Here is a 21,031-nt window from a genome sequence, read left to right on the forward strand (position 1 = left end):
CATTGGCATAGCTCCCGTGTTGATGGGATGAGATGATCGACACCATGCACGGGTGGGTGAACGGAGTCAGGTCCTGGCTGTCGTCGCTGGACGAGGAGGCACTCAGATCCCTGCTGACCTGGCATCAGTGCTTACGGGGCGACAAACACGCCCACACGTCGGACCGGCCCCCGCGCCCCGCACCCCCCTCACGGCGGGAACTGCACACGGCACGGGTACGCCTCGCCAAGGCCCAGCAGGGACAGCTGACGAGCATCGCCTCCTGCGGGCTCGTCTGGGCGGTGAAGACGCTCCACGCGGAGTACGGGTTCTCGTGCCGCGCCCTTGCGGAACCCACCCTCGACGAACTCCTCGCCATGCTCAGGGTGCTCGACCCGCCGCTCGCGCGCTGCGCCCTCTACGGGATGCTCCTGCCCGGCACGAGCCGGCTGCCGGTGGGACCTCTGGCCCGGGAGCACGAGGCGGCGTTACAGGCCGCCGCGGACAGCAGCCCGCCGCCCGACGCGCACGAGATCGGCGCCCGCTTCGAGGCCGTGGAGGCGGAGGCCGCCCCGGAGAACCCGGAGGCCGATTCCGCAGATCCGGTGCCCCCTGCCGAGGCCCCGGACGGCCCGCAGGCCCCCGATGACGTCCCCCGGGGTGGCGCCTCGTGCGACTTCCTCCTTCCGACGGCGAAACCCGACTGTGAGGATGCCGCTCCCGTGTCCGCTCCCGGCCCCGAACTCCTGGTCGACCTTCCCGCGTCGCTCGCCCGGCTGAGGCAGTGCGGCGAACGGCTGGCCGCCGTACTGCGTGCCGCCGCGGACGCCGTCGAGGCCGGGCCGCTGCCCGCGGACGCCCCCGGCGACGCGATCGCCGCATGGACCCAGGACCGCGAGCGGCTCGCCGCGGCGCTCGCCGCCGAAGGGGTCACCTGGGGGCCGGACCTCGGATACGCCGATGCCGGGGCCGGGTTGACCCGTCTGCGGGAGGCCCGCGCCGAGCAGGCCGACGCCCTGCGCCGCAAGGCGATCCGCTACACCGAACTCCTGGAGTGGGCCGACGACGAGGAGGAGGCCGCCGACCTCCGCCGCCACCTGGAACGCATCGAGACGCACCTGCGCGAACTCGGCGCCCCGGCGGGGGAGGAGCCCGCCGCCGGCCCCGAGGAGCCGGCCGCCCCCGGCGGCCGGGGCACCGGCCCGGTGGAGGAGACCCCGGTCGGAAGGACCGAGCACGGCACCGGGGACGCGACCGCGATGAGCGGCGGTGGTCGGGTCCGGGCGGGCGCCTCCGCGATCGAGGCGGTGCGCCGGGCGGTCGAGCCCCCGCCGCCGACTCCGCTGCTCACCCCGGCCCCGTCGCCCGCGCAGCCGACGGCGCCCGTCCAGCCCACCCAGCCGCCCGCGCAGCCGACGGCGCCCGTCCAGCCCACCCAGCCGCCCGCGCAGCCGACGGCGCCGGTCCAGCCCGCCCCGCCCACCCAGCCGCCCGCGTCCGCGCAGGCCTCCTCCCCGGCGCAGGCCTCCGTGCCCGCCCCGCCGACGGCGCCCGCCCCGATCCGGGAGCCCGCGCCCGCCCCGGTCACCACCCCGGAGCCCGCGGCCGCCGCCGAGCGGGAGACCGTTCCCGCGCCCGCCGCCGAGCGGGACACCGCCCCCGCCCCGGCCGCCGAGCCCACCCCTGCCCCGGCCCCCGCCCCCGTAACGGCCGACTCCCCGCCTCGGGCCCCCGCGCAAGCTCGACCGCCCCAGCCGCAGGCCCCCGTCCAGGACGAGCCCTGGCCCTCCGGGGTGGCCGCGCCCGACTGGGACCCGTACGCCCCCTGGGACACCGGCAGCGAGCCGCCCGTCGGACGGCTGCTGCGGGACGGGCGGCTCGCCGAGGCGTACTGGATGACCGTGGCCTCCCGGGAGAGCGACGTCCGGGCGCGGACGCTCGCCTTCGCCGCCGCCGCGTTCGGCTGTGTCTCGGACAGCGAGGCCACCCCCGTGCAGATGGCGCACGAGCTCGACCCCGCACTCGCCGCGCAGGACCGCGAGGCGCATCTCGTGGCCCTCGCGGCCGCCCTGCGCACCGGGCTCACCGCCCGCTGGCCGCACGGCCTGATCAGCGGCTTCGTCATGCCGTCCGGGCTCACCGGCCCCTGGCAGCAGCTGCTCACCGTGCTCGTCGCCGCCGTCCGGGACGGCCGTGCCTTCGAGCCCGGCATGCTCCAGGGCAGTGCCGAGGGCCTGGAGGCCGCCACCCGCGAGGAGATCGGCCTGACCGCCCGGCAGCTGCTCGACGACCTGCCGCGCCGCAAGATGAAGTACCAGCGGGCGTCGCAGGTGCTCCAGTACCTCGTCGGCCCCTCGGGCCCGGTGCGGCAGGCTCTGAACGAGGTCATCGAGTGGTCCGCCAAGAGCCCCGCGCAGCACACCGGCACGCCCGGCTTCCGCGCCCTGGGCGAGGCGTTGTGGCGGGCGGAGGACATCGACCGGCTCATCGAGGACACGGACGCCCTGTTCCGTACGTCGAAGCAGGCCAAGGAACCGATCACCGCCGGGGCGCTCCGGCAGCTGCACACCGCCTGCCGGTCCGTCGGCGAGCTCCTCATGCGCGCCGAGGCCGCCCACGCCGCCGCCCGACCGCACCAGGGGGTGAGCGAGCGAGGCATCCCCGAACTGGCCTCCGTCCTCCGGCACCTGGCCGAGGAGCCCGCCCCGTCCGGGACCGGAGGCGCGGCCCTCGGGCTGCTGCGTGCCTGGCTCACCGGCGAGCAGGTGCGGTCCGCCGACGCGGCCGCCGACCAGCTCCGCGAGAACGGCGGACCCGTCCCGCCCGCCGGCGCCCTTCTCCGCCTGCCCGACCTGCCCAGGGACGCCCTGGGCGACCCGGACCTCGCCGACCCCAGGGCGGCCCGCCGGATCGCCGCCCTGCTGACCCCCGCGGACGCCGAGTACGCGCTCGTCCGCTACCTCGACGACGGCGATCTGCACCTCGCCAAGGCGCTGACCGCCGCGGTCGAGAACGAGCCGGAGGAGTACGGGTGCACCGACCCCGAGTGGGGTGAGACGGCGGCCCGGCGGCTCGCCCAGGGCCACGAGGACTGGCGGCGCACGGTCGCCGGGCACCACCGCGCGGCGGCCGGACTGCTCGCCCAGATGCGGACCCTCAACCAGCTCGCCGCCGACGAGGAGCGGGAGTTCGTGGGCCGGCTCCAGGAGTTCTCCGACGGCGAGGAGTCGGGCCGCTACCGCTTCGCCGTCGACGCGCTCCGCACCCTGGAGGCGGAGCTCGTCACCCTCGTCGAGAACTACACCCGGCAGCTCCGCGAGAACCTCGCCCAGCTGCGCTCGCGCCCCGACCGGCCGCTCTCCGCCGCCGACCACGACCGCATCGCCCGCCTCATCGACGAGGGGGACACGGTGACGGCCCAGGAGTTCCTGGCCCTCGCGACGAGCCACAAGCCGCTGCCGGAGCGCCCCGCCGACGACGGATCGGAGCTCGCCGCCTTCCTCACCGGTGTCACCGCGCCCGACGCGCCGAAGGCCGGCGGCGAGGGCATCGACGCCGGCTGGTGGGCGCAGCACTACGGGGACCCGGACGCCTCCCTCACCCCGGCGGCCGGCAACGGACTGGAGTCCTGGGCGGCCCTCTGCACCCCGCAGGGCAGGCGCGGCGAATGGCAGCAGCACATCCCCCGGGTGCTGCGGCTGCTCGGCCTCGAACTCTCCACCCATCAGGTCACGGCCGAGCGGGTCGCCCTCGGCCAGGGCATGCGCCGCTTCAAGGTGCGCGCCCGTGTCGCCGAACGCGCCGGCTACGTTGCCGCGCTCGGCTCCCGGGCCTCCTCGTACACCGTCCTGCTCATCTGGGAGGAGCAGCCGGCCGACGGCCCGCTGGCCCACCTGGAGGACGCCGACGTCGGCGCCAACATCGTGCTCTACCTGCACCCGCTCGGCATGGAGGGGCGGCGCGGACTCGCCGAGTCCGCCCGCTCCTTCGCCCAGCAGGCACTGGTCGTCGACTCCGCGGTGATGGGCTGGATGGCGGCACGCGCCCCCGGCTCCTTCCGCTCGCTCCAGCGCGTGACCCTGCCCTGGGCCGCGTACAACCCGTACACGCCGTTCGTCGCGGGCCTCGTCCCACCCGAGGTGTTCTACGGCCGTGACGAGGAGATGCGCGAGGTGATGGGCCGCGAGGGCGGCATGTTCCTCTACGGAGGCCGCCAGCTCGGCAAGTCCGCGCTGCTGCGCCGGGTCGCGGAGATCTTCCCGAGCCGCGCCGACGCCCATGCCGCCGTCTACCTCGACCTCCTGAAGGCGGAGATCGGTCACGCCGAGGCCCCCGACCGGATCTGGAGCAGGCTGGTCGAGGACCTCAAGCGCAAGGGCGTCTTCGGCAACAAGATGTCGGAGCAGGCCAATCCCGACGTCGTCGTCCGCAACATCCAGTCCTGGCTCGACGAGGACGACACGCGACGCATCCTCGTCCTCGCCGACGAGGCCGACGCCTTCCTCAACACCGACTCGCGGCGCGCCTACCGCGTCGGCAGCGAGTCGACGTTCCCCAACGTCATGCACTTCCAGCGACTGATGGAGCAGACCGAACGCCGCTTCAAGATCGTCTTCGCGGGTCTGCACCAGGTCCAGCGCTTCGGACACCTCTCCAACGTCTCCACCGTGCACGGCGGCCCCGACGTCCTCGTCGGCCCGCTCGGCACCCAGGCAGCCGTCAGGCTGGTCACCGAACCCATGGCCGCGCTCGGCTACTTCTTCGAACGCCCCGAGCTGGTCTGGCGGATCCTCGCCATCACCAACTACCAGGCCAACCTGGTGCAGATCTTCTGCCGCGAACTCGTCCGGGTCCTCCACGACCGCCCGTACGCCTGGTCGGGGAACCCGGTCCGGATCACCGAGGACGACGTCCAGAAGGTCGCGGCCTCCGAGACCGTGCGCCGCCAGATCGCCGAACGGCTCCGCTTCACCATCAACCTGGAGGACCGCTACCGGGTCCTCGCCCTCGTCATCGCCCTGTGCAGCCTCAAGGACAACTACCGCGGCGACTACTCCGCGAGCGAGCTGCTCCAGGAGGCCCGGGAGGCCTGGCCCGAGGGGTTCGAGATGCTCAGCGCCAAGCAGGCGCAGATCTTCCTCACCGAGATGGTCGGCCTCGGCCTGCTCATCCAGCTCGGCGACCGCTCCCGCTTCGCCGTCCGCAGCCCCAACGTCGTCAACATGCTCGGCACCCGCGAGGAGCTCGAGCTCGAACTCCGCGAGACCGAGTTCGGCCTGCCGTACGACTACAACCCGCACGCCGCCCGGCGCATCCTCGGCCGCGACGCCCGCCACGTCCAGACCTACAGTCCGCTGACCGAGGAGCAGCTCCACGAGACCGCGCAGTCCGGCGTCAGCCTCATCGGCGCCACGGCGCTCCACCGGCCCGAACTGGTCCGGCGGGCGGTCACCGCGTTCGCCGAGAACCGCGGCGTCGACGTCGTCCCGTACACCCACGGGGACGACCTCGCGGCCCTCCTCAAGAGCCGCCGCCGCAAGGCCCATGTGATCATCGCCGACCTGCGCGGCGCCGCCGTCGACGAACTCCGCGAGACCGTACGCTCCCTCCTCGTCCACGCCGGACCCGCCGCCGACCGCCTCGTCCGGCAGACCGAGCGGCGCAGCGGCGGCAACGAGAACCGCTCCGTCGTGGTCGTCGCCGGCCCGGCCGCCCTCGCCGAACTCGCCGCCGACGACGGGCACGAGGAGCTGTCCGTGCGGTGGCTGCGGCCCGAGCGGTGGACCGCGGACGCCCTGCGCGCCTGGTCGGAATGCCCCTTCGTCTCCCGCGAGGACCGTGACCGGCTGGTCGCCGCGACCGGCGGCTGGCCTCGCTGGATGGAAGCCGCCGTCACGGACGTGTCCGTGCACGGCGCGACCCTGGACAACGCCGTCGAGCGGATACGCGCCCTCATCGCCGGCCCCCGCAACATCGAGGAGCACCTGCGCCTCTCCGGACTCGACGCACGGGACCTGGACCTCCTCGCGGCATGGACGGGCTACGTGGGGGAGGGCCAGAGCGTGCCGCGCGACGACGTCGGGGCGGCCGTCGAGCTCTCCGACGCGGACACCGACGCCTGGCTGCAGCACCTGGGCCGGCTCGGCGTCCTCGACGAGACGCCCGAGGGCTTCGCGGTCGAACCGGTCACGTACCGCGCGGTGCGGTCCCGGGCGGCCGCCGGGGAGAAGTGAGGTGACGCGGACGGAGCCGCGCACGGGCGTGCGGGCCGTGCCGCCCGGCGACTTGCCGGGCGTACGGGCCCAGCTGCGCGGGGTCACCGCCGATCTCGCCGTCGGGCGCAACTGCCTCTGGCTGGTCACCGACGCCATGGTGGAGTCGGGGCTGGCGGACGAGCTGTACCGGGGAGCGCTGTTCGGCAGTCCGGTACGCGTCGACGTACCCGCCCCGGTGTTCCCACGCGCGCGCGAGCCGGAACCGGAGCGCGAAGCGGAGGAGGACGCCGACCCGTGGACGGACGGCGACGAGCTGCCGTACCTCGACCTGCCCGACGACGGCTTCGACCTCGACCTCGGCTGGTCCCTGGAGGGTCGCCCGCGCGTTGTACCGGCACCCCGCAAGGAACCCGCCGGCACCCGGCGCGACCCGCACGGCCTCTTCGCCCGCCTCGCCGGGGAACTCGGCGTCGACGCCGACGAGACCGTCTCGACCCTGGTCGCCCCGGGCCGCGACCGCCGCCCGGTCGTCGGCATCCGGGGCTGGACCGAGCCGGACGACCACGGCAGCGGTACGGGGCAGGGCGCCGGGGGCGGAGCCGGAGCGGGCACCCGCGCGCGTGGCGGATCCGTCGAGCGGCTGTTCCGGCTGCTCGCCGCCGCAGTCAAGGACGCCGGGCTCCCGCCGGGCGAGCGCCCTCGCCTCCTGGTCGTCGCCCGCCTCCGCGACCTGCCGGAACCGCTCCCGGACGAGCTCCGCCGCGGCCTCGGCGACACCGCCGTGCACTGGTGGTGGGGGGCGCTCGGCAGACTCGACACGGCCACCGTCGTCGCGCCGATCCTCGACCACGGCCCGGACACCTCCGACCGCGACCGCGATCCGCTCGCCGAGCGGATTCGCCGCGCGGTGCGGTCCGAGACCGTGGTCGAGATCTGTGGCCCCGATCTGGAGCTCGCGCGGCTGCTCGCCCTGGAGTGGGACGGCGCGCAGCACACCCTCGGCGCCGCTCTCGGCCGCTGTCTCGCGACCACGCCCGGCCCCGCCCCGTCCGACTGCCCGCCGCTGCGGCGGATCGGCGCCCTGCTGAGGCCGGGCGCAGAGCTCCGCCAGGCGTGGGCGGCCGGCGCCGTCGTCTCCTGGGAAGGCAGGCTCCGCGCCCACGTCGGTGTCTGGCACCCGGCGGGCCCGGCAGACGGACCGGCGCCGTCGCCGAACGGCGACGTACGGGCCCGGCTCACCGCGCTCGTCTCCCAGGCGCAGCAGCGGGTCCTGACACCGTGGATAGAGGAGGCCAGGCAACGCCTCGCCGTCCGGGCGCTCGGGCATCTCAACCGTCCGGCGGCCACCCTCGTCGCCGACTACGCAGACCGTCCTCCCGCCCATCTGGCCGGCGATCCGGAACGCGCGTTCCTGGAGCTTCAGGTGGGTGAGCTGCTCCGCGCCCATGTCAGCGGGGCGCTCGCGCTGCCGCCGCGCGAAGCCGGTCTCCTGCGGCTCCTGGTCACCACCCGGAACGTGCTCGCGCACCGGTCCGTGCTGTACGACCGGACACTCGACGAGCTGTGCGCCGAACTCTCTCAGGCGGATCTCAGGGCCTCCTAGCCCTGCGGAGAGCCCGTCGGGGACGGGCCCGCGCCCGGGTCCGGAACCGCTCCGGTCCGGCTCTGCACGCTCCCGGGCTGTAGGGACCCGACAGTGACACCCGGGCGCCACTGTCGGAGGTCGATTCCCCATGTCGGGGGCGATACCGATAGGTTTTCGGCTACCAGACCGCTATCGAAAGGGTGATCCGTTGAGCCGCTCGGTTCTCGTCACCGGAGGAAACCGGGGCATCGGCCTCGCCATCGCCCGCGCGTTCGCCGAGTCCGGCGACAAGGTCGCGATCACGTACCGCTCCGGCGAGCCGCCGGCGGCTCTCACCGAACTCGGCTGCCTGGCCGTCAGGTGCGACATCACCGACGGCGAGCAGGTGGAGCAGGCGTACAAGGAGATCGAGGAGAAGCACGGTCCGGTGGAGGTCCTCGTGGCCAACGCCGGCGTGACGAAGGACCAGCTCCTCATGCGCATGTCCGAGGAGGACTTCACCTCCGTCGTCGACACCAACCTCACCGGCACCTTCCGGGTCGTCAAGCGCTCCAACCGCGGAATGCTGCGCGCCAAGAAGGGCCGCGTCGTCCTGATCTCCTCGGTCGTCGGCCTGCTGGGCTCCGCGGGCCAGGCCAACTACGCCGCCTCCAAGGCCGGCCTGGTGGGCTTCGCCCGTTCCCTCGCGCGTGAGCTGGGCTCCCGCAACATCACCTTCAACGTCGTCGCCCCTGGTTTCGTCGACACCGACATGACCGCGGTGCTCACCGACGAGCAGCGCGCGGGCATCGTGTCCCAGGTGCCGCTGGGCCGCTACGCCCAGCCGGAGGAGATCGCCGCCGCGGTGAAGTTCCTCGCCTCCGACGACGCCTCGTACATCACTGGAGCCGTCATCCCGGTTGACGGCGGATTGGGCATGGGTCACTGACCATGAGCGGAATTCTCGAGGGCAAGCGCATCCTCATCACCGGTGTGCTGATGGAGTCCTCCATCGCCTTCCACGCCGCGAAGCTGGCCCAGGAGCAGGGCGCGGAGATCATCCTCACCGCCTGGCCGCGGCCGACGCTGACCGAGCGCATCGCCAAGAAGCTGCCCCACCCCGACAAGGTGAAGGTCCTGGAGCTCGACGTCTCGAACGACGAGCACCTCGCCCGCCTGGAGGGCCAGGTCCGCGAGCACCTGGGCGACCGCCTCGACGGCATCGTGCACTCCATCGGCTTCGCGCCGCAGGACGCGCTCGGCGGCAACTTCCTCAACACCCCGTTCGAGTCCGTGGCCACCGCCATGCACGTCTCCGCCTTCTCCCTGAAGTCGCTGACGATGGCGCTGCTGCCGCTGATGAGCGAGGGCGGCTCGGTCGTCGGCCTCACCTTCGACGCGAAGTTCGCCTGGCCGCAGTACGACTGGATGGGCCCGGCCAAGGCCGCGCTCGAGGCCACCAGCCGCTACATGGCGCGTGACCTGGGCAAGCAGAACATCCGCTGCAACCTGATCTCGGCGGGCCCGATCGGTTCCATGGCCGCGAAGTCGATCCCCGGCTTCGGCGAGCTGGCGTCCGTGTGGGACAGCCGCTCCCCGCTGGAGTGGGAGCTCTCGGACCCGGAGCCGGCCGGCCGCGGCATCGTCGCGCTGCTCTCGGACTGGTTCCCGAAGACCACGGGCGAGATCATCCACGTGGACGGCGGCCTGCACGCCATCGGCGCGTAACCGCTTCTCGTCAGAGCACCAGGGCCGTGTGCCCGTCCCGGAGGGGGCGGACACACGGCCCTCGCCGTTCCGCAACTCCTGCCCGACTCGAAAAGTCGAGCGAACCACCCCAGACTGGGGCAGAGCGTGATGCTTCTGCTGCTGACGGGGAGGAGGTACGGGCATGCGCGCGATACGACACGGGTTCGGCGCGTTCGTCTCCGTCGCCGTACTGCTCACCGGGATCGCCGTCGCCGCCGAGGTGCGGGCCGCGCCCGCCCCGGCCGAGGAACGCCCCGTCACCGCCCCGGCGGCCGAGGAGCCGGAGAACTTCGGCGCCTCCTGCCGCACCGTCGTCCAGGGCTCGACCGTCACCGCCCACTGCCAGAACCCGTACCCCCGCACCGACCGGGTCCGGCTCCACGTCGAGTGCGAGCGCTGGTGGGACATCGACTCCGACAGCGCCCCCGTGGAGGTCGGCCCCGCCGACTACGGCAAGATCACCGGCCGCTGCTGGAAGGAGGTCCGGTCCGCCTGGATCACCCACCAGCCGGCGGACCGGGCTCCCGATCCGACTCCGGTACGGGGCTCCTGAGGCACATGTAGGGGTAGCCGGCCGCTTCCGCGCCGGCCCGCTCGGCCTCGCCCTCCCGGATCGCGTCCACCAGGCGCGCGTGGTCCATCCAGTTCTCCGGCCGCAGCTCCTGCCCGACGTCGTCGCGCAGCCACTCGCGCAGCAGATCGCCCAGGTCCGCGTAGAGCTCGGTGAGCACCTCGTTGCCCGAGGCGGCGACGACCGCGTGGTGGAAGGTCGCGTCGGCGGTCACGAACCGCTCCGCGTCACCGGACTCCCAGGCCTCCTCCCGGCGTACGAGCAGGGCGTCGAGCTGCTTCAGATCCCGCTCGGTGCGCCGCGCGGCCGCGAGCCGCGCCGCGGCGGACTCCAGGGTCGAGCGCAGCTCGGCGACGTGCCGGGGGTCGGAGCCGGCGAAGCGGCGGTGCATGACGCCCGCCAGCTCGCTGGTGGCGATGACGTACGTCCCGGAGCCCTGGCGGATGTCGAGGAGCCCGTTGTGCGCGAGCGCCCGTACCGCCTCGCGCACGGTGTTGCGGGCCACGCCCAGCTGCTCGACCAGCTCGGGTTCGGTCGGGATGCGTGAACCCACCGGCCACTCGCCGGAGGTGATCTGGTTCCGCAGCTCGGCGATCACCTGATCGGAGAGGCCTGCGCGCCGGGGGTGGCCGAGGGCCATGGAGCACCTTCCCATTCGTTCGAGTCGCCCAAGTCGTTCGGGATTGGACAACCAATCATCCCATGATTCTATGATGGCCTCATGCCTGACGAGCCGAAGACCCTCGACCCCGCCGCACGACCGGCCACGACCACCGCTCCGGCGGCCACCACGGCCCCGCCCGGGGCCGCCGTCGCCGGCGATTCTCCCGCACGGGCGCGCGCGCAGCGCTGGACCCTCGGCCTCGTCACCGTCGGACTCGTCCTGGCCGCGCTGAACCTGCGCCCCGCCATCACCAGCCTCGGCGCCCTCCTCGAAGAGGTCAGCGCGGACCTCCACATGAGCGGCACCGTCGCCGGCGTCCTCACCTCCGTCCCCCCGCTCTGCTTCGCGATCTTCGGCATCACGGCCCCGCGCCTCGCCCGCCGCTTCGGCCCCGCCGCCGTCGTCTGCGCCGGCATGGCCGCGATCTTCACCGGCCTGATCCTGCGCCCCTTCGCCGGCGGCACCGTCGGCTTCCTCGCCGCCAGCGCCCTCGCCCTCATGGGCATCGCCGTCAGCAACGTCCTGATGCCGGTCATCGTCAAGCGGTACTTCCCCGACCGCATCGGCAGCATGACCGGCCTCTACTCCATGGCCCTCGCCCTCGGCACCTCCATGGCCGCGGCCGCGACGGTCCCGATGACCGCCGCCCTCGGCGGCGACTGGCGCATCGGCCTCGGCGTCTGGGCGGCCATCGCCGCACTGGCCGTCCTGCCCTGGATCCCGCTCGTCCGCGACCGTGACCGCGCCACCCGGGAGACCAGGGCCACCGCCGCCGCGACGGAGACCGCCGCCCCGCGCATCACCCGCAGCCGCACCGCCTGGGCCCTCGGCTGCTACTTCGGCCTCCAGGCCACCGGCGCCTACATCACCATGGGCTGGATGCCGCAGATCTTCCGCGACGCAGGCGTCCCCGCCTCCACCGCGGGCGTGCTCCTCGCCGTCACCATGGTCATGGGCGTCCCGCTCGCCTTCGTGATCCCCCGGCTCGCCACCCGCATGAAGAACCAGGGCCCGATCGTCGTCGCCCTCGGCCTCTGCGGCCTCGCCGGCTACACCGGCCTCTTCCTCGCCCCCGCCGCCGGCGCCTGGGTCTGGGCGCTGCTCCTCGGCGTCTCCAACTGCTCCTTCCCGCTCGCCCTCACGATGATCGGCATGCGCTCGCGCACCGGCGCCGGTGTCGTCCGGCTCTCCGCCTTCGCGCAGAGCGTCGGCTACCTCATCTCCATCCCCGGCCCCCTCCTCGTCGGCGTGCTCTACCAGCACAGCGGCGGCTGGGGACTGCCGATCGTCCTGATGGGCGCGCTCATGGTGCCGCAGATGATCGTCGGAACCCTGGCGGGCAGGGACCGGACGGTCGAGGACGAATCCTGAGATGCGAGACTGTCGCCATGCCAGTTCTCGAACCCAATCCCCCGAACGGCCAGAAGAAGCTGCTCATCGTGTTCGGCGCGATGATCGGCATCACGGTCGTCATCGGCTTCATCGCCTCGTTCGCCTCCCCGTGACGCCCGCTCGTCACGCCCGTGGTGGGGGTAACCCCCGCATCCCCTAGGGGGCGGGACTCAGGGTGAAGTGGGTGGATCACCGGATGGGCCGAGGGGCCCGCGATCCCTAGGTTGGAGACAACAGGGAAAGCGGAGCTCTCACCCACGGAGGCGGTCATGTCGGCCCACACGTCCACCCGCGTCCGGCCCGAGGCGACCGGTGTCGACACCCGGCTGCCCTGGTGGGCCCTCGCCCTCCCGGCGGCCGCCTTCGTCGCCCTTCTGATGCTGATGACCGGGCCCGGTGAGGCCCACGCGGCGGTCGGCGACCCGGGGGTCGGAGGGTTCCTGGAGCGGATCCAGCAAACGCTCTCTCTCTGAGTCGGCGCGAGCCGATTCGTGCGAAGCTGAGGACCATGAGCGTCGACACACCCCGCAGGATCGTGCTGCTCCGACACGCTAAGGCGGACTGGAACCAGGAGTCCGACCACGAGCGCCCCCTCGCCGAGCGAGGCCGCGCGGACGCCCCCGTCGCCGGCCGCCGGCTCGCCGAGACCGGCATCGCCTTCGACCTGGCCCTCTGCTCCACCGCCACCAGGACCCGTGAGACCTGGAAGCTGGCCGTGCAGGCCCTCCCCGAGCGCCCGAAGACCGTCTACGAGGACCGGCTGTACGAGGCCTCGCTCGGCGAGCTCATCGCCCTGCTCAACGAGACCTCGGAGGACGTGTCCGACCTCCTGGTCATCGGCCACAACCCCGGGATGCACGCCCTCGCCGACGCCCTCGCGGGCGAGTCCGAGGGCGACGTGCTGCCCCGGTTGAACCGCAGCGGCTTCCCGACCTCCGCCTTCGCCGTCCTCACCTTCAACGGCTCGTGGAAGTCCCTGGAACACGGCGCCGGACGGCTCGTCGACTTCTGGACCCCGCACGCCTGACCGGCACGCCGACCGGCACAGCCGAACGGCAGGCCCGACCCGTACGCCTCAGCGGAGTCCGTACGCCTCGGCCGCATCCCGTACGCCTCAGCCGCATGCCTGCGCCGTAGCCGTAGCCGATGCCGTTGCCGTTGCCGTACGCAGGAGGGCCCGGCCGTCACTCGACGGCCGGGCCCTCCCCCGTACGGGTGCACATGCGGCTCAGTGCAGCAGGTCTTCCTCGCCGCCGTCCGCGGCCTCGACCTCTTCGCGCGTGATCCCCAGCAGGTACAGCACGGTGTCCAGGAACGGCACGTTCACCGCCGTGTGCGCGGCCTCGCGCACCACCGGCTTCGCGTTGAACGCCACGCCGAGACCGGCCGCGTTCAGCATGTCCAGGTCGTTCGCCCCGTCGCCGATCGCCACGGTCTGCGCCAGCGGTACCCCCGCCTCGGCCGCGAAGCGGCGCAGTAGCCGCGCCTTGCCCGCCCGGTCCACGATCTCGCCGGTCACCCGCCCGGTCAGCTTGCCGTCCACGATCTCCAGGGTGTTGGCCGAGGCGAAGTCGAGCCCGAGCCGCTCCTTGAGATCGTCCGTGACCTGCGTGAACCCGCCCGAGACGACACCCACCTGGTAGCCGAGCCGCTTGAGCGTACGGATCAGGGTCCGGGCCCCGGGCGTCATCCGCACCTCGGCACGGACCTTGTCGACCACCGAGGCGTCGAGCCCGGCGAGCAGCTCCACGCGCGCGTGCAGCGACTGCTCGAAGTCCAGCTCCCCGCGCATCGCCGCGGCCGTCACCTCGGCGACCTTGTCCTCGCACCCGGCGTGCGCCGCGAAGAGCTCGATCACCTCGTCCTGGATCAGCGTCGAGTCGACGTCCATGACGACGAGCCGCTGGGCCCGCCGGTGCAGCCCGGCGGAGACCACGGCCACATCGACCCCGATGGAGTGGGCCTGGGTGGCGAGGGAGGTCCGCAGCGGCTCGGTCTCACAGCCGGAGACCGCGAACTCGACGGCCGTGACCGGGTACTTCGCCAGCCGGAAGACACGGTCGATATTGCCGCCGGCCTCCGCGATCCTGGCCGCTATGGCCGCCGTCTGCTCCGCCGTCAGCGGGTTGCCCAGCACGGTGACGTGCGAGCGCCCCTCACCGCGGGGACGGTTGTCGCCCGTACCCGAGATGATCTCGGCCTGGAGTTTCAGCGACTCGGCCCAGCTGTGCACGGTCGCGCGGAGCTCGCCCTGCGAGGCGACGGTCGGCTCGGTGACGAGCGCGCACAGGACGAGGCGGCCGCGGGAGACGACCTGCTCGATGTCCACGACGTCGACGGAGTAGGCGGCGAGGGTGTCGAAGAGTCCCGCGGTGATCCCGGGACGGTCCTTCCCGAAGATCTTGACGAGAAGGGTGGGGACGTCTGAGGTCTGCGATGCGCTCATGGTGCTTCCACCGTATCGGGCACCGCGTGCCACCCGACCCCCCGTCCCGCCCAGCGGACACCCGAGTGGGCGCGCCCTTGATCCCGGGAGCGTCCTCGGAGAGCCTGCGCCGGGTCTTCACGCGGCCCGACTTTCGGAGAGGGGACCGGGCCTGAAATAGTTCCCCAGGATGATTCGCATCCCTGGACTCCCCGCGACGGGGGTACATCGGGGGACAAGTAGTGGGGCATGGAGTGCCAGAACTCGTACTGGAATTGAACGGAAGGACCTGGACGCTCGATTCGTCCAGGTCGTACACCCTGGGCCGCGACCCGCAGGGTGACCTGGTCATCGACGACGCCAGGGTCTCGTGGCGCCACGCCACCATCAGCTGGGGCGGCCGGAGTTGGGTCATCGAGGACCACGGCTCGACCAACGGCACGTTCCTGCAGGGGCAGCGGATCCACCAGGTGGAGATCGGCCCCGGCTCGGCCGTCCACCTCGGCAACGCCACCGACGGCCCGCGGCTGAATCTCGCCGCCGCCGGCGCCCCGGCCCACCAGCAGGCCCCGGCGGCCCACCAGCAGCCGGCCGCAGCCCAGGCGCCGGCCCATCAGGTCCCCGCCCACCAGGCCGCGGAGCAGGCCGCCCAGGCCGAGTGGATCACGCACCAGGCCCCGCCGCAGCAGGGTCAGCAGCAGGTCCCACAGCAGAACTGGCAGCAGCAGGGCCCGCCGCCCGTGCACCCGCAGGCCGCTCGGCAGCAGGTCCCGCACCAGCAGGGACACGGCGGACCCGGCGCCGCCGGGGCGTCGGCGGCCTACGCCGACCGCAGCCCCACCACGTTCCACCAGCTGGCCCTCGGCCACGTCATGCGCATCGGCCGTGCCCTCGAGAACGAACTGGTCGTCTCCGACCTCCAGGTCTCGCGGCACCATGCCGAGTTCCACGCGACGCCCGACGGACGCTTCGAGATCCGCGACCTCGGCTCGCACAACGGCACGTACGTCAACGGTCAGCCGATCACCAAGGGCGGCTCCGCCCTCCTCGGCCCCCAGGACATCGTCGGCGTCGGCCACTCGACCTTCCGGCTCGTCGGCGGCCAGCTCGAGGAGTTCGTCGACACCGGTTCCGTCTCCTTCTCGGCCCGCCACCTCACGGTAACGGTCGACGGCGGCAAGCAGATCCTCAGGGACGTCTCCTTCGGCGTCCCGGAGAAGTCGCTGATCGGTGTCATCGGTCCGTCCGGTTCCGGAAAGTCCACGCTGCTCAAGGCGCTGACCGGCTACCGCCCGGCCAACGAGGGCGACGTCCTCTACGACAACCGAAGCCTCTACAAGCAGTTCGCCGAGCTGCGCCAGCGCATCGGTCTGGTCCCGCAGGACGACATCCTGCACAAGGAGCTGACCGTCCAGAAGGCGCTGCGCTACGCCGCCAAGCTCCGCTTCCCCGGCGACACCGCCGAGTCCGAGCGCGAGGCCCGCATCGGCGAGGTGCTGCGCGAGCTCAAGCTCGACATCCACAAGGAGAAGAAGGTCACCTCCCTCTCCGGTGGTCAGCGCAAGCGCGTGTCGGTCGCCCTCGAGCTCCTCACCAAGCCGTCGCTGATCTTCCTGGACGAGCCGACCTCCGGCCTCGACCCGGGCATGGACCGCGATGTCATGCAGCTGCTCCGCGGCCTCGCCGACGACGGCCGCACGGTCCTCGTCGTCACCCACTCGGTGGCCGAGCTCGGCCTGTGCGACAAGCTGCTCGTCATGGCCCCCGGTGGTTCGGTGGCGTACTTCGGCCCGCCGGACGAGGCGCTGAACTTCTTCGGCTACTCCACCTGGGCCGACGTCTTCTCCGCCTTCGAGAACTACCGCGACTACGACTGGGCGGGCCGCTGGAAGGGCTCGCAGCACTACCAGCTGTACGCCGCGGACATCGACGCCGTCGCCGCGCAGCCCGTCCAGATGCCGCAGCAGGCGATGTCCAGGCCGCCGAAGCCGCAGGGCTGGGGCTCCCAGCTGTGGACGCTGATCCGGCGCTACGTCTCCGTCATCGCCTCCGACAAGGGCTTCCTGGGCCTGATGGTCATCCTGCCCGCCGTCCTCGGCGCGGTCTCGGTGGTCATCCCGGCCGACTTCGGCCTCGGCTCGCCGAAGCCGCCGTCCCGCTTCAACGGCGACGCCGGCACGATCATGCTGATCCTCGCGGTCGGCATGTGCTTCAGCGGCGCCGCCAACTCCGTACGAGAGCTGATCAAGGAACGGGTGATCTACGAACGGGAGCGGGCCACCGGCCTGTCCCGCTCGGCGTACCTGATGTCCAAGGTCATCGTGCTCGGTCTGATCACGGCCTTCCAGGGCGTCATCATCTGCGGCATCGGCTTCTCGACCCGCGAGCTGCCCGCCGAGGGCCTGTTCATGCCGCCGGCCGCCGAGCTGTGCATCCAGGTGATCGCCCTCGGCCTCACCTCGATGATGTTCGGCCTGGTCATCTCCGCCCTGGTGAAGACCGCCGAGAAGACCATGCCGCTGCTGGTCATGTTCGCGATCATCCAGGTCGTCTTCACCGGCATCCTCTTCCAGGTGTACAGCTCGCCCGGCCTGGAGCAGTTCGCCTGGCTCATGCCCTCCCGCTGGGGCATCGCCGGCGCCGGCACCACCCTCGACCTCGGCCGCCTCATGCCGCCGTGGGACCCGAAGAACCCCACCGACACCGACCCGCTCTGGGAGCACACGGTCGGCCAGTGGAGCCTCGACCTCGGCATCCAGCTGTTCATGGCGGCCGTCTGCTGCGTCGCCGTGGCGCGACTGCTGCGCCGCCACGAGCCCGAGGTCATGCGCAAGTGATCGACTGAACGACCGGTACGCCGAAGGGCGGCACCCCCAGTGCGGGGGGTGCCGCCCTTCGGCGTGCGACAGCGGACCGAGTGCGATCAGTACGCGCTGTTGACGTTGTCGATCGAGCCGTAGCGGTCGGCCGCGTAGTTGGCGGCGGCGACGAGGTTGGCGACCGGGTCGTACTGATCGAACTTGGTGCCCGCGATGTGGTACGCCTTGAAGGTCGGGTAGATGACCTGCAGCAGGCCCTTCGACGGGACACCGTTGATGGCGTTGATGTCCCAGTTGTTGATGGCCCGCGGGTTGCCGCTGGACTCACGCATGATGTTCTTGTGCAGGCCGTTGTACGTGCCCGGGATGTTGTGCTTGTCCATGATGAACAGCGCCTCGCGGATCCAGCCGTCGAGGTTGTTCGCGAAGACGGGGGTACGGGCGACGGAACGGCTCGCGGCCGCCTTCGCCGCGGCACGCTTCTTCGCGTCGGCCTTCGCCTTCGCCGCGGCCTTCGCCTTGGCGTCCGCCTTCGCCTTCGCGGCGGCCTTGGCCTGCGCGTCGGCCTTCGCCTTGGCCGCGGCGGCGGCCTTCGCCTGGGCGTCGGCCTTGGCCTTCGCCGCGGCCTCCTGCTTGGCCTTGAGGCCGACGGTGGTGTGCTGCTCGGTCACGCTGGCGGCCAGGGCCTTCGCCTGCGGGCTGCTCGCGTTGTACGACCAGGCCACCTGCTGCGTACCGGAGAGAGCCTGGGGCTCGGTCTCGGTGGAGCCGTTGCCGGGTACGAGGGAGAGGGTGAGCGCCGCGGCGCCCAGAGCGGCGACGCCGGCGATCGTGGCCTTGTGGGTCTTCTTCAGACCACGACTGTGGCCAGGGGTGTTCGCAGACATAACGGACTACCTCTTCGAATCGCTGGGGGGTCGCTCCACCGGGGCGGTGTCTCGCCAACTCGGCGGCGACGGGGGCAATTCTTAGCGGCCGCAAAATGCCCTGGCAAAGGTGTGACGTACGATCCCGGGTAGTGGATCAGGGGCCCGTGCACGGGCCACAGAAGCGCCCTTATGTCGGGCTCACCCCACCCTGACTGCCCTTCGGAAGTCCACTAGGGGACTTCGTAAGTGACCTGGGTCCTATGCGCGGGCTCACATCGGGCACGTAACGAACTCACCAGGCGTTGCGTGCGCAATGCGCACAGTGATTCCCCTCCTCCTGAAGGGGGACAGGGCCCTCCGGGCACTACGACCTAGGTCCCCGGTCCCCCTCCTTCGCGGTCTCCGGACGGATACGGACCGTCACGGCCCGCCGGTACGGTGAACACATGAGCCATCGACCGAGCTCCGGCCTGGCCGCCGTGAGCACCGCCCTCCTGGCCATGAGCCGCCGTCTGGAGGTCCGCGACGTCCTCAAGACGATCGTCGCCTCCGCCCGCGAGCTGCTCGACGCCGAGTACGCGGCCCTGGGCGTCCCCGACGACCACGGGGGCTTCGCCCAGTTCGTGGTCGACGGCGTCAGCGACGAACAGTGGAAGGCGATCGGCCCGCTGCCCCGACAGCACGGCATCCTCGCCGCGATGCTCCACAAGGCCGAGCCCGAGCGGCTCGCCGACGTCCGTGAGGACCCCCGCTTCGAGGGCTGGCCCGCCGCCCACCCCGAGATGTCCGACTTCCTCGGCCTCCCCGTCAGGGACGGCGACGAGATCCTCGGCGCCCTCTTCCTCGCCAACAAGCGCTGCCCCAAGGAGGACGGCGGCTGCGGCTTCACCGCCGAGGACGAGGAACTCCTCTCGATCCTGGCCCAGCACGCGGCCATCGCCCTCACCAACGCCCGTCTGTACGAGCGCAGCCGCGAGCTCACCATCGCCGAGGAGCGCTCCCGCCTCGCCCACGAGCTGCACGACGCCGTCAGTCAGAAGCTCTTCTCGCTCCGGCTGACCGCCCAGGCCGCCGCCGCGCTCGTCGACCGCGACCCCGCCCGCGCCAAGGGGGAGCTCCAGCAGGTCGCCCTGCTCGCCGCCGAGGCCGCCGACGAGCTGCGCGCCGCCGTCGTCGAGCTCCGCCCCGCCGCCCTCGACGAGGACGGCCTCGTCCACACCCTCCGTACCCACATCCAGGTCCTGGACCGCGCCCACACCGCCCGGGTCACCTTCGAGAGCCCCGGGACGCGCGCGCTGCCCGCCGCGCAGGAGGAAGCGGTGCTCCGGGTCGCCCAGGAGGCCCTGCACAACGCCCTGCGGCACTCGGACGCGGGGCTCGTCACCGTCTCCCTCGCCCGTGCGGGCCAGGGGGCGCGGCTCACCGTCACCGACGACGGCAGGGGCTTCGACCCGCGTACGGTCCGCAGTGCGGGGCGCCACCTCGGCCTGGTCTCCATGCGGGACCGGGCGGGCGGTGTCGGCGGATCGCTCACCGTGACATCGGCCCCGGGCGAGGGCACCACGATCGAGATGGAGGTTCCCGGTGGCTGACAAGCAGATCCGTGTCCTGCTGGTCGACGACCACCAGGTCGTCCGCAGAGGCCTGCGCACCTTTCTGGAGGTGCAGGACGACATAGAGGTGGTGGGGGAGGCCTCCGACGGCGCCGAGGGCGTCGCCAGGGCCGAGGAGCTCCGCCCCGACGTGGTCCTCATGGACGTGAAGATGCCGGGGACGGACGGCATCGAGGCGCTGAAGCGGCTCCGTGAGCTCGACAACCCCGCGAAGGTCCTCGTCGTCACCAGCTTCACCGAGCAGCGGACGGTGGTCCCCGCGCTCCGCGCCGGCGCCTCCGGATACGTCTACAAGGACATCGACCCCGACGCGCTGGCCGGCGCGATCCGCTCCGTCCACGCCGGGCACATCCTGCTGCAGCCCGAGGTCGCGGGCGCGCTGCTCAGCCAGGACGACTCCCACGGGGGTACGGGACGCGGCTCGACCCTCACGGAGCGGGAGCGCGAGGTCCTCGGCCTGATCGCGGACGGCCGGTCCAACCGCGAGATCGCCCGCGCGCTCGTCCTCTCCGAGAAGACGGTCAAGACGCACGTCTCGAACATCCTGATGAAGCTCGACCTCTCGGACCGCACCCAGGCGGCCCTCTGGGCGGTCCGCCACGGCCTCACCGACTGACACGCGCCCCCTGTGCGCCGGGCGCACGACCGTTCTGTCCTTCATACCGTCGTGTGTATGTCCCCCGTTCGGCGCAACCTGGCGGGGGATGCCGCGTTCTCCATGGCGTGCTGCGGCTGACCGGCCGCAGCGATGACCAGGAGGATGTACCAAGTGAAGAACCTCAAGAAGGCCGCTGCCCTCACCATGGTCGCCGGTGGCATCGTCGCCGCCGGCGCGGGTGTCGCCTCCGCCCACGGCGCCGAGGCCACGGGCAAGGCCGTCGAGTCCCCGGGCGTCGCGTCCGGCAACCTGGTGCAGGTCCCGGTCCACGTCCCCGTGAACGTCTCCGGCAACACGGTCAACGTGATCGGCCTGCTCAACCCGGCCTTCGGCAACCACGCCCTCAACGGCTGACCGCCGCACGAACCAACCGGCCCCCGGGACGATCCCCCCGGGGGCCGGTTCTTGCGTTCCCCTCTTTCGACGCGGTCCTCGTGCCGCTCGGCGCCGGGGCGCCTCTCGGGCTTCGGTCCGCTGTGGCGGACTCCGTCCGCCGGCCAGGATGCGACGGGC

The 21,031-nt window shown here is 72.4% G+C and carries 16 protein-coding genes; 13 read left to right on the forward strand and 3 right to left on the reverse strand.

Annotated elements, in window-relative coordinates:
- The first annotated feature begins 44 nt into the window (after nucleotides 1–44).
- From E0F75_RS21210 to E0F75_RS21230, 5 genes are all read left to right on the forward strand, one after another.
- A complete protein-coding gene (locus tag E0F75_RS21210) occupies nucleotides 45–6,212 on the forward strand; it encodes a hypothetical protein (protein ID WP_187624107.1) in 6,168 nt (2,055 codons plus the stop codon).
- Between the two features lies 1 nt (nucleotide 6,213).
- Entirely contained in the window at nucleotides 6,214–7,797 is a 1,584-nt protein-coding gene (locus E0F75_RS21215; protein WP_187624108.1) for a hypothetical protein, read from the forward strand.
- A 190-nt stretch (nucleotides 7,798–7,987) separates the two neighbouring features.
- Entirely contained in the window at nucleotides 7,988–8,707 is a 720-nt protein-coding gene (fabG, locus tag E0F75_RS21220; protein ID WP_187624109.1) for a 3-oxoacyl-[acyl-carrier-protein] reductase, read from the forward strand.
- Between the two features lie 2 nt (nucleotides 8,708–8,709).
- The gene (gene fabI, locus E0F75_RS21225; protein WP_187624110.1) at nucleotides 8,710–9,486 is read left to right on the forward strand and encodes an enoyl-ACP reductase FabI; all 777 of its coding nucleotides are present in this window, start codon (nucleotides 8,710–8,712) and stop codon (nucleotides 9,484–9,486) included.
- A 163-nt stretch (nucleotides 9,487–9,649) separates the two neighbouring features.
- Nucleotides 9,650–10,060: a hypothetical protein gene (locus E0F75_RS21230; RefSeq protein ID WP_187624111.1), complete on the forward strand. Its 411-nt coding sequence runs from the start codon at nucleotides 9,650–9,652 to the stop codon at nucleotides 10,058–10,060.
- On the opposite strand, the gene E0F75_RS21235 is transcribed toward E0F75_RS21230, so the two are convergent.
- Nucleotides 10,005–10,718, reverse strand: coding sequence for a FadR/GntR family transcriptional regulator (locus E0F75_RS21235; protein ID WP_187624112.1), 714 nt, complete (start codon nucleotides 10,716–10,718; stop codon nucleotides 10,005–10,007). The two genes, E0F75_RS21230 and E0F75_RS21235, sit on opposite strands and share 56 nt — an antisense overlap.
- 81 nt (nucleotides 10,719–10,799) lie before the next feature.
- Here E0F75_RS21235 and E0F75_RS21240 point away from each other — a divergent pair, with 81 nt between their 5' ends.
- From E0F75_RS21240 to E0F75_RS21250, 4 genes are all read left to right on the forward strand, one after another.
- On the forward strand, nucleotides 10,800–12,113 hold the full coding sequence (locus E0F75_RS21240) for an MFS transporter (RefSeq protein ID WP_187624113.1): 1,314 nt from the start codon (nucleotides 10,800–10,802) through the stop codon (nucleotides 12,111–12,113).
- A gap of 17 nt (nucleotides 12,114–12,130) precedes the next feature.
- Nucleotides 12,131–12,247: an SGM_5486 family transporter-associated protein gene (locus tag E0F75_RS40080; RefSeq protein ID WP_252121862.1), complete on the forward strand. Its 117-nt coding sequence runs from the start codon at nucleotides 12,131–12,133 to the stop codon at nucleotides 12,245–12,247.
- A 156-nt stretch (nucleotides 12,248–12,403) separates the two neighbouring features.
- Nucleotides 12,404–12,607 carry a hypothetical protein gene (locus tag E0F75_RS21245; protein ID WP_187624114.1) on the forward strand — a complete coding sequence of 68 codons (204 nt, stop codon included), beginning with the start codon at nucleotides 12,404–12,406 and terminating at the stop codon, nucleotides 12,605–12,607.
- Between the two features lie 35 nt (nucleotides 12,608–12,642).
- Nucleotides 12,643–13,161 (forward strand): histidine phosphatase family protein, encoded by a 519-nt coding sequence (locus E0F75_RS21250; RefSeq protein ID WP_187624115.1) that lies wholly within the window; start codon nucleotides 12,643–12,645, stop codon nucleotides 13,159–13,161.
- A 201-nt stretch (nucleotides 13,162–13,362) separates the two neighbouring features.
- Here E0F75_RS21250 and serB read toward each other — a convergent pair whose 3' ends face one another.
- Nucleotides 13,363–14,580, reverse strand: coding sequence for a phosphoserine phosphatase SerB (gene serB / locus E0F75_RS21255; protein ID WP_187624116.1), 1,218 nt, complete (start codon nucleotides 14,578–14,580; stop codon nucleotides 13,363–13,365).
- A gap of 221 nt (nucleotides 14,581–14,801) precedes the next feature.
- Here serB and E0F75_RS21260 point away from each other — a divergent pair, with 221 nt between their 5' ends.
- Nucleotides 14,802–17,396 carry an FHA domain-containing protein gene (locus E0F75_RS21260; protein ID WP_187624117.1) on the forward strand — a complete coding sequence of 865 codons (2,595 nt, stop codon included), beginning with the start codon at nucleotides 14,802–14,804 and terminating at the stop codon, nucleotides 17,394–17,396.
- Nucleotides 17,397–17,482: 86 nt separating this feature from the next.
- On the opposite strand, the gene E0F75_RS21265 is transcribed toward E0F75_RS21260, so the two are convergent.
- Nucleotides 17,483–18,265: a transglycosylase SLT domain-containing protein gene (locus E0F75_RS21265; RefSeq protein ID WP_187624118.1), complete on the reverse strand. Its 783-nt coding sequence runs from the start codon at nucleotides 18,263–18,265 to the stop codon at nucleotides 17,483–17,485.
- A 428-nt stretch (nucleotides 18,266–18,693) separates the two neighbouring features.
- Between E0F75_RS21265 and E0F75_RS21270 the strand changes: the two genes are divergently transcribed.
- From E0F75_RS21270 to E0F75_RS21280, 3 genes are all read left to right on the forward strand, one after another.
- Nucleotides 18,694–19,839: a GAF domain-containing sensor histidine kinase gene (locus E0F75_RS21270; protein WP_187624119.1), complete on the forward strand. Its 1,146-nt coding sequence runs from the start codon at nucleotides 18,694–18,696 to the stop codon at nucleotides 19,837–19,839.
- Nucleotides 19,832–20,476, forward strand: coding sequence for a response regulator transcription factor (locus E0F75_RS21275; RefSeq protein ID WP_187624120.1), 645 nt, complete (start codon nucleotides 19,832–19,834; stop codon nucleotides 20,474–20,476). The genes E0F75_RS21270 and E0F75_RS21275 overlap by 8 nt, the downstream gene beginning before the upstream one ends.
- Nucleotides 20,477–20,629: 153 nt before the next feature.
- Nucleotides 20,630–20,872, forward strand: coding sequence for a chaplin (locus E0F75_RS21280; protein WP_187624121.1), 243 nt, complete (start codon nucleotides 20,630–20,632; stop codon nucleotides 20,870–20,872).
- Nucleotides 20,873–21,031 lie beyond the last annotated feature (159 nt).

This window comes from Streptomyces sp. CB02980, from assembly GCF_014451325.2.
Lineage (GTDB): Bacteria > Actinomycetota > Actinomycetes > Streptomycetales > Streptomycetaceae > Streptomyces.

Bases quoted from the DNA above. Each gene is read 5' to 3' on its own strand.
- E0F75_RS21250 (WP_187624115.1), top strand. From the start codon at position 12,643: ATGAGCGTCGACACACCCCGCAGGATCGTGCTGCTCCGACACGCTAAG.
- E0F75_RS21230 (WP_187624111.1), top strand. From the start codon at position 9,650: ATGCGCGCGATACGACACGGGTTCGGCGCGTTCGTCTCCGTCGCCGTA.
- E0F75_RS40080 (WP_252121862.1), top strand. From the start codon at position 12,131: ATGCCAGTTCTCGAACCCAATCCCCCGAACGGCCAGAAGAAGCTGCTC.
- serB (WP_187624116.1), bottom strand. From the start codon at position 14,580: ATGAGCGCATCGCAGACCTCAGACGTCCCCACCCTTCTCGTCAAGATC.
- E0F75_RS21240 (WP_187624113.1), top strand. From the start codon at position 10,800: ATGCCTGACGAGCCGAAGACCCTCGACCCCGCCGCACGACCGGCCACG.
- E0F75_RS21235 (WP_187624112.1), bottom strand. From the start codon at position 10,718: ATGGCCCTCGGCCACCCCCGGCGCGCAGGCCTCTCCGATCAGGTGATC.
- fabI (WP_187624110.1), top strand. From the start codon at position 8,710: ATGAGCGGAATTCTCGAGGGCAAGCGCATCCTCATCACCGGTGTGCTG.
- E0F75_RS21270 (WP_187624119.1), top strand. From the start codon at position 18,694: ATGAGCCATCGACCGAGCTCCGGCCTGGCCGCCGTGAGCACCGCCCTC.
- E0F75_RS21210 (WP_187624107.1), top strand. From the start codon at position 45: ATGCACGGGTGGGTGAACGGAGTCAGGTCCTGGCTGTCGTCGCTGGAC.
- E0F75_RS21245 (WP_187624114.1), top strand. From the start codon at position 12,404: ATGTCGGCCCACACGTCCACCCGCGTCCGGCCCGAGGCGACCGGTGTC.
- E0F75_RS21265 (WP_187624118.1), bottom strand. From the start codon at position 18,265: ATGTCTGCGAACACCCCTGGCCACAGTCGTGGTCTGAAGAAGACCCAC.